Below are 17,057 nucleotides of genomic sequence, written 5' to 3'. Positions count from 1 at the left end.
CCTCTGTGCTAAAAAATCTTTGGTTCGGCTGACCTGCTCCCCGTTAGAGGCTACAACGTGATGTTATAGCGCAACGTGAGGACATTCCAATGAAGACAGATTTCGTACGAACAGATCATCAGTATCGCTTGCATAGTCGAGGCTGGTATTTCCCCCTTTAAGGATATTACTTCTTACGCAAACTTCTGCGCCTGGTGTAAGGCATTTGATGGCATGGGACTCCCTGAAGTAAAAATGTGAAGAAGAGAGATCCCTTCTCAGAAAGTGACTTGCAGAAGTGATGCCAAAGTGAAGAAGCATTACAGGTGGTTGAGCCGAAAATACCGACGACAGATCACACACGAGAAGCAGTTGCAGTGTGGTGTGAAGTCGTGCGTCTGTCACGACCTCGTGCGTGCACGCATGCTGGTTTGTCCCTGTCGACTTGCTGCTATGAGAAGCAGCCTCCGGCGACTGATGCGCATTTGTCACGGCGCACTATTGCGCTGCCTCTCGGTTAGCGCCGTACATCGGGAAACTACTGCAACGAAAGGCCTTCATGTTAACCACAGGCACGTAAATCGCCTTTATCATTTCAGCGGCCCGGGTGTTAACTGCGGGCGAGGTCGTAGAGGACGGGGTAGAGAATGTCTTTCTCTGTCCGTCTTGCTGCTCCTGGTCTGGCGTGGTCACCCTATCTGGTCTTGGACGCACAGGCAACCTGACGCAGACTAAAGTGTTATATCTGCGTTGATGATTTACCAATGAATACCTGTTAGTTTCTCTTACCTCAGGTATATCTGGCATGCAGGTCACACGTATTCAGGGCAGTATTGTGCTATTTCGTGGCTATCCGGTAACGTTAAGACCAGACCCTGCATTTACCTGCGGGCACTGAACCAATGGGCCTCTGCGCACGGCGTTAAGCTTCGTCTTATTCAGCTGAGCGATCAAATACCTACGGGTTTATTGAAAACTTAATCGGTAGTTTCGAAAGGCGTGTCAGATTAAGCCCGGGTTAGGCGAACGTGTTCACCCAAAAAAACATTAACGACTGGCGGCAGGACTGTAAGTGTTTCAGCTTCATTCATGAGGGATTTATCTGACGTCAGCGAGGTTGGCTGAGGGCTGGCGAAAGGCTGACAAAGAAGGTAAGCCAACCGACATGGCTAACTGACTATTGTGCTCAATGCTGTATGGGGGGAAAATCACGGCGATGATTTTTAATGGATACAGTCTGCGCGATATTTAGACAAACTGAGACAGAAACAGCAATTTTTTGACAACATCTCAATTAATAGTGTTGCTGTGATTACAATAAGAGATTCAGGAGTATATGGATTATCGGCATCAGGGCGAAACAGACGCTTTTTTCAGATCTATCTCTATGAAAAATATGGTTTTTATCATGGCGATTTCAGCCTGAAATTCTGTCAGCGATAAAAATCAATCGCGCGGTTTCTGAATGAAGTCAATGCGTCAAGGTTTTGCTTTGTTATTTGTTTGAAGACGAATGTCTTCGGTAAACTCTGGTTAAATTGATATACAGAAAATATCCCTTAGTTATCCACAGAAAAAGTGGATAAGTTGCGAAAGCCTTAATGACAGGTACATACGCCAATCTTTCGCCTTATTGATATGCCTTTCAGGAGTAACTACGTTAAGCTCCTGGCGTTCGTTTCATTCCCCAAAGCTAAAAACATGTCGCAGTTTGCGTCATCACTCTGGCCTTTCGTAAAGCGGAACAGATTCACTCCTGGCAATCGCCCTCACGTTGATAATATAACGATTTAGTGAAAACGCGCGCTGTCGCGACGACAGAATGCACAGCGACAAACTGAGTTCGGTGCAGCAATCATCCAAAACATGTTTCAGCCCAGGTATTATTCGAGTAAGAAAGAGACAAGGCTGGAGAGCGTAAGGGTTCTGTTAGGCGCTGATGAAAGTATAAGCCTGAGGCTGTGCGTAATGCCGATAAGTCAAGGCAGAAATGATCAGTTGAACGCTCCGGTGTCTGCGCGAAAAGTCGTAATCTTTCATGGATGATTACGGTTTTTTATGTTCCTCAGCCAGGGCCTTGACGCTGTTCTCAAATTCTCCCAAAAGAGGTCTCTGCTCTTTCTGACCAGCTTTCACCGGAACTCATCGATGAATTCTGGCTAATACCGTGGTTTTCACGGTGCGAAAGCGACGTCTGCCCATGGAAATGATGGTAAGTTCAGTGACCGGCATGGCTCTTTTACGCTCGCTTTCCATGAATCAGCTCGTTTCACATCTGGATATTGTCCTGTCCGGTAAACGTCTCATCGTCGCACACAGCGCCGTCGTCCAGGCACGTCAGCTGCCGTGAGCTGAGGCCGTCCGCCAGGTCTTTGAAAAGACCCGCCAGCTCTGGTTCGAAAAAAACCACCATCCACTGGAACGGCCTCACGCTGATGGCGGTGGACGGGACGCTGTGGCGAACGCCTGACGCGCCGGAAAATGATGCTGCACTCGGCCGCACGGATAATGAGCACGCCCACTCTGACTGGCCATAGCTGCGCATGGTCTGCCAGATGGAAGTCACCACTCATCTGCTGTCGGCCATGATCTTTGGCAGGCTCTCTGAAACCAGCTAAGTTGATATCACCGACCGGCTTACGGAGCAGACACCGGTTATTCCCTGACAATAATGGATAAGGTTTTTTACGTGCCGGACCTTCTTCACCACTGGCAGGCATCAGGAAACGAAATGCACTGGATGATACGGTTGCGAAACGGTGCGCAGTAACGGGTAAAGGAGAAGCTGGTTCCGGGCATGAGCTGGTTGAGCTGAGCCTGACCCCGCTGGCGCGCAACAAATGGGAGGGGGAGCCTGCCACGTTGACGGCAAGGCTTATCAGTAAGTAAATCCGTGGCAGAACGGTGCAGAGTCTTACGTCAATGAGTGATCCGGTTCGCTATCCTAAAGCCGATATCGTGGTTCTTTACGACCCTCGCTGGGAAATCAAGCATGGCTTCAGGGAGATGAAGCAATACGTGCTGAAGAATGAGCTGACGCGGATAAGTAAAAAGCAGGATCTGGTGCTGCAGGAGCTGTGGAGTATCGCACTGGCGTACAACCTGCAGCGCTTTATAATGGCGCAGATGGCATACAGCCTTAAAGAATTGGAGCTTTATCAGCCGGGCTCTAAGCAGGCGACGCTGTATCTGACCGGCCAGCTGAGTCTGCTACCTGCGGTTGTGCCGGGACGGATCTCGAAGTTGATGAATGAAATAATGGCGATGTCGGAGAGCTTCGTGTTACCCGGCCGTCGGTAACGGCATTATTCGCGGGCGGTAAAAAAGGAATCCCAGTGTTATCCGCTGCGGCGATCTTAAAAGCTTGACTGACAGGGATTATGAGGCTGTGCGGCATTTTATTAAATTCGCATTAGTGCCTGCAGGAGGAGAGAAATGCCATTCCTTACAGAAGAGTGATGCCCGGACGGAAGCTAACGGCTTCTGGCGTTGGCATAATGTTTTTACTAAATACTGCATTCAGGCCAACCCGACATTCACTGTAATCTGTAAACCTGGGCCATATGCTTGATCATCGACTTTGTGGCACTTTCACATTCTCATCCATGATAAAAAACTGATTACAGTGAATCGGCAACCAGATCCTTTTGAAATTGACTGTTTTGGTGTGCTTCACTCATAACATGCTCATGTTAGCTGAGTTTTGTTTATTTCATCCTGCTGAGGCTAAATTCCGCTTCTATCACGGGAATGACTTTCGATACTGATAACAGCGAATCAAAACCACTGTAATCAGAAACGCAGATGATCTGTTTGGCGATTTCAGGCTGAAATCCATACTTATCAATGGGTTTGCTGCATGAAATTGTAGAATGCAGTTATTATGAAAACAGGCTAGCTTCGTTGGCGAGTGGTCGTTTTAGACAGGGTTTTTAATCGCATCATACAGGCTTGACTTAGAGGATCGGGATTGCATTGTACAGTGAACGGTTGAGATGCGTTGCTCACCCGGGTTAAAAAAATATCGTTCACATGATGGGATGTTGGGGGCAAGTGTCTATAACAGGCTTAAAATCGCTTTGAAGCAGATATATGACCACTCGCGACGAAGGGGAAATCCACGTGGCGGAATTAACGTGTTTTAGCCAGATCAACGGAAAAAACATCGTATTTTCATGGGATGTCAAAGATATCAGGCGCGTCAATGTGCGGCCATGCCTGGTTATTTAACATAATACAAAGGGTTGCCTGTGTTTTGACGTTCAAAAAAAATTATTCATCCTCTGGCTGGTTTTTATTTCCTCTCTCACCGATTACAGTGAATGCAACTTAAACGTTCACTGTAATCAGTAGCACCTGAAAGTTGGCGATTTCAGGCTGAAATTTACCTTGTGCACCTAATGGCAATTTGCGCCACGGATATCAGCCTTATGAAGATGGGAGTCTTGCACAATTTCTTTTTATGAGCAGATAGTCACTGGTTCAGCATTTAAGCCGAAAAGCGGGCAGCCCTCCTCGTTAACTGAAACTGTTCAGCCCGGCGTGGAGTGCGATTTGCGTAATCGTTCACGAAGACGAGGCACAAGCGGCGATTCGACAACATACTTATTCCTCAAGACGCAAATGTCTTTGCCGGGGTGGGCGCAGAGTGAAAGCGGTAATGGGTGGAGATGAAGAGATGAAAGCTCAGTGATAATTCATCTGTCATGCGCGTTTCAAGACAACAATTGTCACTGACTTTTAGCCAGCGCTGAACTTCAGGCAGGTAAAGGGTAGGGAAGGGGACTTTGTTACGCAGGGATTCCAGAATTTCCACCAGATTACTCAGTACCACTAACGTCGGGGGCATTTATAGCCTTTCAGCTCTGTGTCACTTAGGCATGAACCTGTTCAATGCTATTAGACAGTGTGGCTACTGAAGTATAAAGCGTTAGGTCAGGGATGAGAGAAGGGAAAGACGATAATAGTCAGTTGTTAATCATGCAGTATGATCAGAATTTATTGAGTCTTTTATGCCGAAGTAGATGCCAGGTCCGAAAACATCTCTCATCACCTAAAATGTGTCGATAACAGCCGGTGATTGTTCAGGTCGCACTGGGTGGTTTGAACGGTTTTGCGCAAAACGAAATTTTACTCCCATTGCCAGTGAGTTGCGCTGAATGAAGTGCTGTGTTATAAATCAATGCGTTACCTCATTTCCTGACCCTTTTATAAGCCAGACAATGAGGTTTATAAATGTTCAAATACCCAGGATAGCGTCGATCTCAATCAGTAAGTCAGGTGAGAAGAGAGCACTGACCTGTACCAATGTGCTCGCAGGTAAATAATCGCCATAACGTTTAAACAGCACGTTGCGGAGTGCATCAATATCTTTAAAAGAGGTTACAAAGAGGGTGACCTTAATGAGTTGCTGCAGAGAGGTGTTTTCAGCCGCCGCTATGCTTTCCAGCTGATCAAAAATCACTGCAGCCTGCGCCGCGATATCCCCCTGGTTTGCAGGCGTGCCAAACGCCGTTAAGCCTGAGACATAGAGCGTTTGATTGTGGCTGACGGCATGAACATAGGGCGCAGTGACTTCCCCAAGTGAAGCATAGTTTTTCCGCACAGGCATCATAGTGCTTAACTCCCAATGTATTACTTGTTGGTCATTAGCAACTGCGAGCACGCTTGATTGCTAAGTGCTGCCTGCTGCTGCTGTTCTTGAGTCAGACGTTTCCAGTTGTCTATCACCCGAGCGGCCAGGCCAGGAACAAAATGTATTTTTTGCAACGCATAGTCTGAATTACTGCCTTCTATAACGTTTTTCATGTCTTTCTGCAGCTGTTGCTCATTTTGCTGAGGTACGGCGCAGAGCACAGAAATGTAGTAGTTTTCATCTTCAGCGTCATAATGAGGTGTCAGCCACCAGCCCAGTAACCCAACGGCAAGGGCGGCGGGGATAAGAAAAGCGGGTTTTAGTACTGTCATCTATCCATCCAGAGTCATTCTTCTCACTGGCCAACAGGGGCATCAGTCCGGTCGCATATCCTGCCATAAATAGTGCTATTAGTTAAATCTTCTGCCTCGATTAGGCTGTCAAGTTACGCCAGGCACCAGCCCTGGTCATAAGCAGCAAAAAAAAATGACCGGCATTGACGTTTTATGAAATCAGTCAATGAAACTATAAAAATCAATACAATTAATAGGTTACAGACCCAGACTTATCTGTATTCACCGCTGAGTTTTTAAAATCATACTATTATTAGTTGTCTGGAGCCTCAGGATCCAGACTGATATTTATGCACATTTATAGGGGAAACGCGTGCTGATAAAGAAGAAGAAAATACGGTCACATACCGAAGACAGATATCTGGCTCTGGCACTGGCAACGACTGCCGGGATACTCAACGCAATGGCTTTAGGTGCGTTTGGTTTTTTTCCGTCACACATGAGCGGTAATACTTCTCAGATTTCAAACGAAGTTTTCACTTCTGACTTTGATAGCCTGGTTTTCCTGGCGGGTCTGATTTCTGCGTTTGTGATCGGTTGTACCAGCGCGAGATTGTTCATTATTGCTGGCGAAAGACGGAAAATCAGAACTATCTTCTGCCTGATCATTCTGGCTGAAGGGTTTGCACTGACGGCAGCGTCACTCTTCGAAAAATGGTTTTATTCACCCAGCTACAATGGTGAAGTCTTGCTAATGCTGGGCTTCCTAATGGGCTTACATAACGCGACTTCTACGCAACTGTCGAACGGCCGCGTCAGATCAACCCATATTACCGGTACGCTAACTGACGCAGGCATCGCATTAGGTTCCTATTTATCATCTTTTATATCTCGGGCTGAACCTTGCGACAGACGATTTGCCCAGAAGCAGCTATATACACATTTAACCACAGTATTATCTTTTTTAACGGGGTGCATTGTCGGGCTATTACTGTTTAAAACCTATGCATTTAACGCTATGATTGGACTGGGAATTTTCCTCATCGCCCTTGCAGCTGGCGCGATTGTTATTACATTGTATAATGCAAAAAAGCTTTACTAGTTGATTTCTATTAAGGGTGGTTACCTGAAATTTTATTTCAGGTGCCGCTATTACTAGCAAAATGATTATTTTAAGACTGTATTTTAATATTGGTATAGCAACCTAAATAGAGAAATTAACTTCCAGAATATGACCGGTGAACAAGTCCATAGAATTGACAAAAAGTAATGAAAATTTACGTTTTATCTGATTTAGAAAAGAATGACCATTTCATTAGTTTGGTCGTGGTAAAATAAAATTATTGTATAATTAAATCAGTAGTATAAGAAGATTTTACCGCTTCGCTTAAGGTTTATTTGCTCTGCCGGCTTTGTTTTCCTCACCACAAAAGTGTTAGTCTGTATATACATACACCGGTTGGAGGTTATGTGAATAACCATGAAGACAACGACATTCGTGCGCTAATTGGGGCGGTGGTGAGTGAACTTTTGAAGGTAGGTGAACCCGTGCAGTTTCACCAGATCACAGATGCATTGTTTCGTTTGAGTCAGGACAGCCGAGACAAAAGATTTAAATTACTCTGCCAGCGCGCAATCCATTTTTTCTCACGCAAAATGCATTAAGAGTGACCTGCAATCAGTCTGCGTTGCAGGTCAACAAACTCACGCTGACTTAGGATAAACTCCCTCACCACAGCTGTCAGATGCGAAACTAAACCCCTGCATCATCTGGCGTACGTCCTACCACGATCTCAAGCGTTCTGCGTAACAGTTCGATTTGGAACTCATCATCCGTCGATTCGAGTTCAGCAATGAGGTACAGGATGATCGCTTTATTGGTTACGCGTTTTTCGTCACTGACGATATTTCTGATAACTCTGCCAAGCAGCTCAGTCTCCTGAGCAAGGTGCTCTCCCTCACTGCGAAAAAACTCGATGATGGCTAAATCTGATGTGCTCTGTTGCATAGTTATCATTCTCTAAAATCGTCAGTGGCGTCTTAAGGAGTCAGCCGACAAGGTCATTAAGTAGTAAGGGTGATCGGGCATAACACACTCTGATGCCCATCTTTTCTCTCGCTGGGACCGCTTAAATCTTAAACGCCAGCGTCAGATTTAGTGTTTTTTAGAGCCTTCAGGTGGGCCGTCGTTGTTCAAACGGTGCTTATCTCGCTCGGGAAGATCCACCCGGCGGCGACTGTTCGCTGTGGCCATGCCTTTTTGTACTTCAACAATCGCAACCTTGATGGCTTTCAACCTGGTTGCGTCCTCGGTTTCGCTCGCCATTGCTTCAAGTTGAGCAATCAGCGCATTGCTGGATATTGGACTTTCTGATTTCAGTAAGGTCAGAACGGCCTCACCAATCATGACATCCGTTATTTTTTCTTCTTCACTTCTGTACATACTGGCTTCTCTGATTACGAATTTGTAGCCATGCTCCGGCTACGATGACGGGGACAGCTAACCTTCCCGCGTCAGCTGTGGGCGGTACGATCCCTGTGAGTAAACATGGTACTGCCCGATCAGAAATTACTTAAGGTAATAAATTAATTTTAAACGGTAAATTTGTATTAGCTTTCGCGACTAAACAGTAGTCCAATCAGCTTCTGAAAATGACGTTGTTGCTCTTTAGCATCACAACCATCAAGACGATGGAGCAATTTACTGCAAATTGCTTTGCGTGAAAGTGTCTGGCCTGCGCGCAGTAGCTCAACAACAATCTCACCCAGCGTTTCCTGCTGAGAGGGCAAATTTGCCTGGCTGAAGTAACGGGCGATGTCGCTGGTATTATCCGGTGCATGTCCGTTCTGACGCATACGATTATCCTCAGATGGTTAAAATGTACTTTGCCATAGAGCGAAAGTTATACATCTTTCAAAAACTTGTACAGAATTTTGATGGTCTTGACAGGAGTTTTTTGTGCAAAAAGTGCTAATTGATTAAAAACAGAGAGTTACAGAGGTGTGAAGTGGAGGGGATATAACGCATGGGGGGATATAACGCACGGTGTCAACATTAAGCTTAAAGTTAACATATTGCACTAAATGTAAGCATATAACTATTTTATGACAATGTCATCGCCGTCGTTGTCTGCAGATCCTGAAAATGCTGATTTGCGTGCAGACCAGCCTGTGCCTGAAGTGAGGCGCGAACCGATTTGCCTGAAACCCATCAGCCATTTGGTTGCATCATCAAGCTGTGACAGCCTGGCTTCATCCACTTCAGACCGGGTCATTACTTTGAGCTCATCCACAAGAGACTCCACGCTGACGTCCTGATTGATGGCGATCAGGTTCAGAGCGGCTTCGCCGATGATCGTGTTTGTCAGGTGCTGCTGGGAAAGTAACAAAATGATCTCCTTTGCCTTTCATACGACAAGTTAATATTAGCAAAGAATAGCGTTCCTGTTTTACTCGGCGCGCTCAGCGTTGATTCATCCAACTTATGGACCTGCATCAAGGTGGTTTCTTCATTATTCGATGGCGCTACACTGTTGGATTTTTACTTTCAAAATAACTAGTTAGCCACTCTTCATTACAAAACTTATAACTTCCATTCATTCCATTATAAAACTTCACAAAGTGTTTCTATGTCAATTTTATAGCCTGTGCTATAAAAATTAGCACGTGCTAAATTATTGTCTTTTTTTTCATTGATCTCAGGATGACGAACATGATGAGTAAATTATCGGTTTCAACACTTGGCATGATGTTAAGTGTTTTTATTAGCCTCAACAGCTATGCGGCTGATAAATTTAAGGTCGTCACCACTTTCACCGTTATTGCTGACATGGCAAAAAATGTGGCAGGGGAGGCGGCTGAGGTCACATCAATCACCAAACCTGGTGCCGAAATTCATGAGTATCAACCTACCCCGGGCGATATTAAACGTGCACAGGGTGCACAGTTGGTGATGACTAATGGTTTAAATCTGGAATTGTGGTTTCAGCGTTTTTATCAACATCTCAAAGGCGTTCCTGAAGTTGTTGTTTCAACAGGCGTCTCTCCGATAGGAATAGGGGAAGGACCTTATAATGGCAAACCCAATCCTCACGCATGGATGTCACCGAATAACGCACTGATCTATGTAGATAATATTCGTGATGCGCTTGTAAAGCACGATCCGGCTAATGCCAGCATTTATCAGGAGAACGCAGCCGCCTATAAGCAAAAGATCGTTGCAGCACTCGAACCTGTTCGTAAGCAACTCGCCGCCATACCAGAAAACAAACGCTGGATAGTGACCAGCGAAGGCGCTTTTTCCTATCTGGCACGTGATTTAGGGCTTAAAGAACTTTATCTCTGGCCAATCAATGCCGATCAGCAGGGAACGCCACAGCAGGTTCGGAACGTCATCGATCAGATGAAAAAGAATGCCATTCCCGTCATCTTCAGTGAAAGCACCGTCTCCGATAAACCTGCACGCCAGGTCGCGCGCGAAACGCACGCACATTATGGCGGTGTGTTGTACGTTGACTCATTAAGTGCGGCCAGCGGGCCTGTGCCAACGTATCTTGACCTGTTGAAGGTGACCACCCAGACGCTGGTAAACGGCATTCAGGACGGGATGAAAACACCATGAACCCCACAATTGATGTTTCGGACCTCTCAGTAACCTACCGTAACGGGCATACAGCGCTGCACAATGCCAGCTTTAGCGTGCCAGCCGGGTCAATTGCTGCACTCGTCGGGATAAATGGTTCGGGTAAATCTACGCTTTTTAAAGCGCTAATGGGATTTGTGCCTGCGCGATCGGGCCATATTAGCGTACTGGGATTGCCAACGCGTAAGGCGCTTCGCCGCAGTCTGGTCGCCTATGTGCCGCAGGCCGAGGAGGTTGACTGGTCTTTTCCAGTTCTGGTGGATGATGTGGTTATGATGGGGCGCTATGGGCATATGGGCCTGATGCGTATCCCTAAACGGCAGGATCGCGATCGGGTGACTGATGCGCTGGCACGCGTTGACATGCTGGATTTTCGCCATCGCCAAATCGGTGAGCTTTCCGGCGGTCAGAAGAAACGCGTTTTCCTTGCGCGGGCCATTGCGCAACAGGGCGAGGTGATTTTACTGGATGAACCCTTCACAGGCGTTGATGTTCATACCGAGGTCAAAATCATCAGCCTGTTGCGTGAGCTAAAGCAGGAAGGAAAAACCATGCTGGTTTCGACTCATAACCTTGGCTCCGTGACAGAGTTTTGTGATTACACCGTCATGGTTAAAGGCACGGTTCTTGCCTGCGGCCCCACGGCGACGACATTTACGCAGCAGAATCTGGAGCGGACATTCAGTGGCGTACTTCGCCATGTCATGACTGAGGGCGGTATCACGCAGGTTATCACCGATCATGAACGTCCGGTTAATGCATTCACGGACACGCATTCATCACGGAGTAAACGATGACCGCACTCCTTGAACCTTTTGGTTATCAATATATGTTGAACGCCATGTGGATTTCAGCCATGGTCGGCGGGCTGTGCGCCTTTCTGTCCTGTTATCTGTTGTTAAAGGGCTGGTCGCTTATTGGTGATGCGCTGTCTCATTCTATTGTTCCCGGTGTCGCGGGCGCTTACATGCTCGGACTGCCGTTTGCGTTGGGCGCTTTTTTATCAGGGGGCTTAGCGGCAGGGAGCATGCTGTTGCTCAACCAGCGCACGCGGCTGAAAGAAGATACTATCATCGGCCTGATTTTTTCTTCGTTCTTCGGCCTTGGGCTGTTTATGGTGTCCCTCAATCCCACTTCGGTAAATATTCAGACTATCGTGCTGGGCAATATTCTGGCTATTGCGCCTTCCGATATCATTCAGCTGATGATTATCGGACTAACTTCTGTCGCCATTTTGTTTTTCAAATGGAAAGATTTAATGGTCACCTTTTTCGATGAAAACCATGCTCGCGCCGTTGGTTTAAATCCGGTACGTCTTAAGATCCTATTTTTCACCTTGTTGGCAGCTTCGACCGTGGCTGCGTTACAAACCGTGGGCGCGTTTCTGGTTATCTGTCTGGTTGTCACGCCAGGCGCAACGGCATGGTTGCTGACCGATCGCTTCCCCCGGTTACTTGCCATCGCGGTTGCCATTGGCAGCATCACGAGCTTTCTGGGCGCGTGGGCAAGTTATTATCTCGATGGCGCAACGGGCGGCATTATTGTCGTTGCGCAAACGTTACTGTTTTTACTGGCGTTCATCTTTGCGCCTAAGCACGGTGTGCTGGCGAATCGTCGTCGTGCCCGGGCGCAGGCTGTGCGGGAGAATGGATAATGTGGCTGGAACCTTTTCAGTTTGGTTTTATGAATCATGCTTTACTCATCGCCGCGGTGGTTGCCGTGCCTTGTGCGCTGCTGTCAGTCTTTTTGGTCCTGAAGGGCTGGGCGTTGATGGGTGATGCGATGAGCCATGCTGTCTTTCCAGGCATAGTACTGGCGTGGATGATGGCATTACCTCTGGCTGTGGGCGCATTCAGTGCCGGTTTGTTTTGTGCTATTGCCAGTGGCTACCTTAAAGAGAACAGCAGAATCAAGCAGGACACGGTTCTGGGTATTGTTTTTTCCGGGATGTTTGCGGTTGGCCTGATTTTGTACATCGCCCTGAAGCCGGAGATTCACCTCGACCATATTTTATTCGGCGATATGCTGGGGATCAGCCAAAGAGATATTTTTCAGACGTTAGGTATTGCCGCTGTGATTGTCGCTGTCGTCGGCCTGAAATGGCGCGATTTCATGCTGTTCAGCTTTGATCCTCAACAGGCTCAGGTGTGCGGGCTTCCGGTACGCTGGCTGCATTATAGCCTGTTGTGTATGGTGTCTCTGACCATTGTGGCGACGCTTAAGGCGGTAGGGATTATTTTATCGATTTCATTGCTTATTGCACCCGGAGCGATTGCCGTTTTGCTGACGGATCGGTTTTCCCATGCGTTGATACTGGCGACGTTTGTTTCGCTGGTCGTCTCGCTCTGCGGCGTTTATCTCTCATTTTTTGTTGACAGTGCTCCCGCACCGACCATTGTGGTGCTTTTCGCTCTGATCTTCATCGTCAGTTTAATCACCACTCACTATAAACTTTCTCGCCTGTCTGAATCCTCCTGCTGATTACTGTGCTGGTCGCCAGAATAAACAGGGCGACCAGCCGGGTTAATTAACGCAATCGTCGTATTTTTACCTCTTACCCTGAAAATAAGTGCTAAACCTAATGACGTACATACGCATGTAAACATCAGGGTTATCCGGCTTTCCCCGTTCTTATCTCGCCCGTTATGTATACGTAACCGATCACCTAACCGGCCCTGCAACCATGGGAAAAAGACAATGTCAGAAACAATACCGTTAATGATGCAGGTCAATGGACAGACCCGACAGTTCAACATCGATCCTCGCGTAACCCTATTAGATGCACTGCGCGATCATCTCAACCTGACCGGTACCAAGAAAGGGTGCGATCAGGGGCAGTGCGGTGCCTGTACCGTGCTGGTAAACGAGCAGCGGGTACTGAGTTGTCTGACACTGGCCGTGCAGACGCAAGGTAAAGCCGTGACCACAATTGAAGGCCTGGAACACTCTTCGGGTGAACTGCACCCGGTGCAACGCTGTTTTATTGAGCATGATGGTTTCCAGTGCGGCTACTGTACGCCAGGTCAGATTATGTCTGCGGTGGCCTGCATTAAAGAGGGCCATACCGGTTCTGACGACGAAATTCGGGAATATATGAGTGGCAACCTCTGCCGCTGCGGTGCGTATCCTTTCATCCTTGATGCCATTAAACAGGCCGCGGCGGAAATGGCGGAGGAGACACGATGAATGAATTTCACTGGCAGGTTGCGCAGTCCGTTGAGGATGCTGCCGGCGCCAAACAACATCCCCAAAATCATCTTATCGCGGGGGGGACGACACAGCTCGATTTAATGAAATGTGGTGTCTTTACGCCGTCCCGGCTCACTGATATCGCTGGATTACCCAACCTGTCTGCGATGGATTTTGGTCAGGATAACATCACCATTGGTGCTCTGGTCACCATGAGTGAGCTGGCGAATCATCCGGCCTGTGAGCGCGAGGCGCCGGCTTTGTACGGCAGCTTATGGCAGGCGGCGTCGCCTCAGATTCGCAACATGGCTACCATCGGCGGCAATTTATGCCAGCGCACACGCTGCGCGTATTATCGCGATCCGGCCACCTTCTCTGCGTGCAATAAACGCGTGCCTGGCTCCGGCTGCGCTGCGCGGCATGGTGTGAACACCAACCACGCTATTCTGGGAAACAGCGACCACTGTGTGGCGGTTTATCCCGGCGACCTGGCGGTCGCTCTGACGGCATTCGATGCAACAGTTGTGGTACAAAACAGCCAGCAGCAGAGCCGACGCATTCAGATTGAAGATTTCTTTCTTCTGCCAGGTGATACACCTCATCAAGAACATGCGTTGCTGGCGGATGAAATCATCGTAGCCATCGAGATCCCATGTTCCCCGGCGCTTAAGCAGTCTCACTATTTAAAAGTCCGCGATCGTACCTCCTACGAATTCGCCAGCGCCAGTGCAGCCGTTGGACTCACGCTTAATAAGGGCATGATCGAAACGGTCCATATCGCTTTAGGTGGTGTGGCAACGAAACCCTGGCGCGCACGCCGCATTGAACAGGCACTGACAGGAAAGCCTTTTGAACACCAAACGCTGTATGAGGCTGCAGAGCTGATTAACCAGGAAGCACAGGCGCTCTCCGGGAATGCGCATAAACTACAGCTTACACCGCGGGTAATCGCACGCGCCTTGATGGCGGCAGGAGAAATCGTATGACCCATGACCAAAACGACCTGCTTCACAGCGGAGACGCCGTGGATTCCACAGGGGATCACAACGAACGCTATCGCCGTGCACCCGCAAGCCTGTCAGGACTGGGGACGCCGCGCACCCGGGGTGATGGTGAGGTTAAAGTGACAGGAAAAGCGCGTTACGCGATCGAACATACACCCGAGAATGCTGTGCACGGCGTGGTCATCCAGTCCACCGTCGCCAGCGGTCGCATCAAACACATGGACACCACTAAAGCAGAAAGCGCAGCGGGTGTTATTGCCGTTTATACGCATCTCAATTCACTGAAAATTCATCAGCCGACGGCAATCGCTGACGGGGGCGCCGCGCAGACAACCTATACGCCGATCCAGGATGACGTGATTATTCACAACGGTCAGAACATTGGTCTGGTGGTAGCCGAAACCTTCGAACAGGCAACTTACGCAGCTTCGCTGGTAGAGATTGACTATGACATTACGCCTGCGCTGATATCACCGACAGATGAAGGGGTGGAACCCAAGCCGCTCCCAGCTCAGGATATTGAGATGGGTGATGCGCAGAGCGCCATGAACCAGTCTGAAGTCCGCATCAATCAGCGCTATACCACCCCGCGTGAATACAATATGCCCATGGAACCCCATGGCTGTATTGCACAGTGGGAGAACGATCATATGACCGTCTGGGAACCCAGCCAGTGGGTGATGGGCGCCCAGGTCGAAATTGCGGAATGGATGGGCATCTCACCCAAACAGGTGCGTATCATTTCGCCCTATGTGGGGGGCGGCTTCGGTTCTAAGCCCGTGCCTTACACACATGTTGCGCTGGCCTGTGTGGCCTCGCGCGCGCTCAATCGTCCGGTTCGTGTGTCACTGACGCGACCGCAAACCTTTACGGGTTTGGGCGGACGTCCGGCGACCTCACAACAGCTGGAAATGGGGGCGACGCGGGAAGGAAAGATTCAGTCCGTTATCCTGCGCAGTTTTAGTGAGACATCACTCATTGACGTGTTCGCCGAAAACTGCAGCAAGGTCACTGGCCGCATGTATGCCATCGAAAATCTCTCCGCCCAACATCAGGTCAGACCTGTTAATACGGTAACGCCTGGCTGGATGCGCGCACCGGGTGAAAACCCCAGCGCGTTCGGTCTTGAAGTGGCGATGGATGAGATGGCTTACGCACTGGATATTGATCCCCTGGCTTTTCGGCTACTTAACTGGGCCGATCGTGATTACCAAAAAGATCTTCCGTGGAGTTCGCGTCGGCTTAAAGAGGCCTACCAAAAAGGGGCTGAGGCGTTTGGTTGGGATAAACGCGTCATGGCGCCCCGATCGATGCGTGAAGGACGCGAACTGATTGGCTGGGGAATGGCCTCGGGGACCTATCCGGTCAACACCATGCCAGCGGAAGCCAAAATCCTGCTTTCTCCGCAAGGTCAGTTCGTGGTGCAGTGCGCAGGAGCGGATATTGGTACCGGTACTTACACCATACTGGCGCAAACCGCCGCAGACATTCTGGGCGTTGATTCACATCGCATTGATGTTGAATTGGGCGATACGCAACTGCCCCGGGCTGGCGTTGCAGGTGGCTCCCAGCTGGCGGGGAATCTGACTGCTGCCGTAGACGATACCGCGAAAAAGCTGCGCGCCCGTTTACTGGCGTTGGCCAGTCAGACCTCAGGTTCCCCTCTTGCCGGCATTTCGCATGACCAACTCACTCTGGCCCAGGGTGGCATCCATCTCACGGCTAAACCGTCTCAGGCCATTGGCCTGGGGGCGCTACTTAAGCTGGCTAACCTCAATGGGCTCAGCGTTGAAGGCGGCACGTTTTTACCGGACATGTCTGCGCAGGAACGGGACAGCGTTACCGGTAGTCTGAATGAAATGAGCCGGCCGGATACGGTTTCGGCCCACAGCTGGAGCGCACAGTTTGTTGAGGTGCGGGTGGACGAAGACTTTGGCACCATACGGTTGAAACGTATGGTCGCGGCCTTTGATAGTGGCCGACTTTATAATCCAAAACTCGCCCGAAGTCAGTGGGTGGGCGGCATGATCATGGGGGTAGGTCAGGCATTACTCGAAGGCGGCATCATCGATCCGCGTAATGGTCGGGTGATTAACAATAATCTTGCCGATTATCTGATTCCAGTGAATGCGGATATTCCCGAGATTACCACCATTGATGTCGGTGAACCTGATTATCAGGCCACCAGCATGGGCGGTAAAACGGTCGGTGAACTGGGTATCGTGGGCGTTGCTGCGGCTATCAGCAATGCGGTTTATCACGCGACCGGTAAGCGCGTCAGGGATTTGCCCATCACGCTGGATAAAATCCTTTAA

The 17,057-nt window shown here is 49.0% G+C and carries 15 protein-coding genes and 2 pseudogenes; 10 read left to right on the top strand and 7 right to left on the bottom strand.

Annotated elements, in window-relative coordinates; genetic code table 11:
* The first annotated feature begins 99 nt into the window (after positions 1–99).
* Positions 100–1,156 (top strand): annotated as a pseudogene (locus GKC68_RS22540) (IS3 family transposase).
* A gap of 881 nt (positions 1,157–2,037) precedes the next feature.
* Positions 2,038–3,276 (top strand): annotated as a pseudogene (locus GKC68_RS22535) (IS4 family transposase); the annotation flags it as partial.
* Positions 3,277–4,591: 1,315 nt separating this feature from the next.
* Here the strand turns inward: GKC68_RS22535 and GKC68_RS22530 are convergent.
* The 3 genes from GKC68_RS22530 to GKC68_RS22520 all read right to left on the bottom strand — a co-directional run bounded on the left by GKC68_RS22530 (position 4,592) and on the right by GKC68_RS22520 (position 5,946).
* A complete protein-coding gene (locus tag GKC68_RS22530; protein WP_288430306.1) occupies positions 4,592–4,828 on the bottom strand; it encodes a hypothetical protein in 237 nt (78 codons plus the stop codon).
* Positions 4,829–5,218: 390 nt separating this feature from the next.
* Entirely contained in the window at positions 5,219–5,593 is a 375-nt protein-coding gene (locus GKC68_RS22525; RefSeq protein ID WP_064366756.1) for a RidA family protein, read from the bottom strand.
* A 20-nt stretch (positions 5,594–5,613) separates the two neighbouring features.
* Positions 5,614–5,946 (bottom strand): hypothetical protein, encoded by a 333-nt coding sequence (locus tag GKC68_RS22520; RefSeq protein ID WP_047713542.1) that lies wholly within the window; start codon positions 5,944–5,946, stop codon positions 5,614–5,616.
* Positions 5,947–6,280: 334 nt separating this feature from the next.
* Here GKC68_RS22520 and GKC68_RS22515 point away from each other — a divergent pair, with 334 nt between their 5' ends.
* Positions 6,281–7,009 carry a YoaK family protein gene (locus tag GKC68_RS22515; RefSeq protein ID WP_028722614.1) on the top strand — a complete coding sequence of 243 codons (729 nt, stop codon included), beginning with the start codon at positions 6,281–6,283 and terminating at the stop codon, positions 7,007–7,009.
* A 651-nt stretch (positions 7,010–7,660) separates the two neighbouring features.
* Here GKC68_RS22515 and GKC68_RS22510 read toward each other — a convergent pair.
* The 4 genes from GKC68_RS22510 to GKC68_RS22495 form a co-directional block, all read right to left on the bottom strand.
* A complete protein-coding gene (locus tag GKC68_RS22510; RefSeq protein ID WP_064366757.1) occupies positions 7,661–7,915 on the bottom strand; it encodes a biofilm/acid-resistance regulator YmgB/AriR in 255 nt (84 codons plus the stop codon).
* 147 nt (positions 7,916–8,062) lie between these two features.
* Entirely contained in the window at positions 8,063–8,350 is a 288-nt protein-coding gene (locus GKC68_RS22505) for a hypothetical protein (RefSeq protein ID WP_028722612.1), read from the bottom strand.
* 167 nt (positions 8,351–8,517) lie between these two features.
* A complete protein-coding gene (gene ycgZ, locus GKC68_RS22500) occupies positions 8,518–8,763 on the bottom strand; it encodes a regulatory protein YcgZ (protein ID WP_028722611.1) in 246 nt (81 codons plus the stop codon).
* A 242-nt stretch (positions 8,764–9,005) separates the two neighbouring features.
* Entirely contained in the window at positions 9,006–9,296 is a 291-nt protein-coding gene (locus GKC68_RS22495) for a hypothetical protein (RefSeq protein WP_058706363.1), read from the bottom strand.
* 356 nt (positions 9,297–9,652) lie between these two features.
* On the opposite strand from GKC68_RS22495, the gene GKC68_RS22490 reads away from it, so the two are divergent.
* The 7 genes from GKC68_RS22490 to GKC68_RS22460 all read left to right on the top strand — a co-directional run bounded on the left by GKC68_RS22490 (position 9,653) and on the right by GKC68_RS22460 (position 17,057).
* Positions 9,653–10,528, top strand: coding sequence for a metal ABC transporter substrate-binding protein (locus GKC68_RS22490; RefSeq protein ID WP_236709021.1), 876 nt, complete (start codon positions 9,653–9,655; stop codon positions 10,526–10,528).
* Complete coding sequence (locus tag GKC68_RS22485) at positions 10,525–11,346, top strand: manganese/iron ABC transporter ATP-binding protein (RefSeq protein WP_064366758.1); 822 nt, start codon at positions 10,525–10,527, stop codon at positions 11,344–11,346. Before GKC68_RS22490 ends, GKC68_RS22485 begins: the two co-directional genes overlap by 4 nt.
* On the top strand, positions 11,343–12,203 hold the full coding sequence (gene sitC, locus GKC68_RS22480) for an iron/manganese ABC transporter permease subunit SitC (RefSeq protein ID WP_110956693.1): 861 nt from the start codon (positions 11,343–11,345) through the stop codon (positions 12,201–12,203). The genes GKC68_RS22485 and sitC overlap by 4 nt, the downstream gene beginning before the upstream one ends.
* A complete protein-coding gene (locus GKC68_RS22475) occupies positions 12,203–13,030 on the top strand; it encodes a metal ABC transporter permease (protein ID WP_342656945.1) in 828 nt (275 codons plus the stop codon). The genes sitC and GKC68_RS22475 overlap by 1 nt, the downstream gene beginning before the upstream one ends.
* 216 nt (positions 13,031–13,246) lie before the next feature.
* Positions 13,247–13,735 carry a (2Fe-2S)-binding protein gene (locus GKC68_RS22470; protein WP_241018810.1) on the top strand — a complete coding sequence of 163 codons (489 nt, stop codon included), beginning with the start codon at positions 13,247–13,249 and terminating at the stop codon, positions 13,733–13,735.
* Positions 13,732–14,724: a xanthine dehydrogenase family protein subunit M gene (locus GKC68_RS22465; protein WP_264228408.1), complete on the top strand. Its 993-nt coding sequence runs from the start codon at positions 13,732–13,734 to the stop codon at positions 14,722–14,724. The genes GKC68_RS22470 and GKC68_RS22465 overlap by 4 nt, the downstream gene beginning before the upstream one ends.
* A complete protein-coding gene (locus GKC68_RS22460) occupies positions 14,721–17,057 on the top strand; it encodes a xanthine dehydrogenase family protein molybdopterin-binding subunit (RefSeq protein WP_206116357.1) in 2,337 nt (778 codons plus the stop codon). The genes GKC68_RS22465 and GKC68_RS22460 overlap by 4 nt, the downstream gene beginning before the upstream one ends.

It is taken from the genome of Pantoea sp. RSPAM1 (assembly GCF_038816185.1).
Classification (GTDB): domain Bacteria; phylum Pseudomonadota; class Gammaproteobacteria; order Enterobacterales; family Enterobacteriaceae; genus Pantoea; species Pantoea ananatis.
The sequence above is the reverse complement of the archived record's forward strand: the minus strand, read 5'-3'. Positions and strand labels throughout refer to the sequence as shown.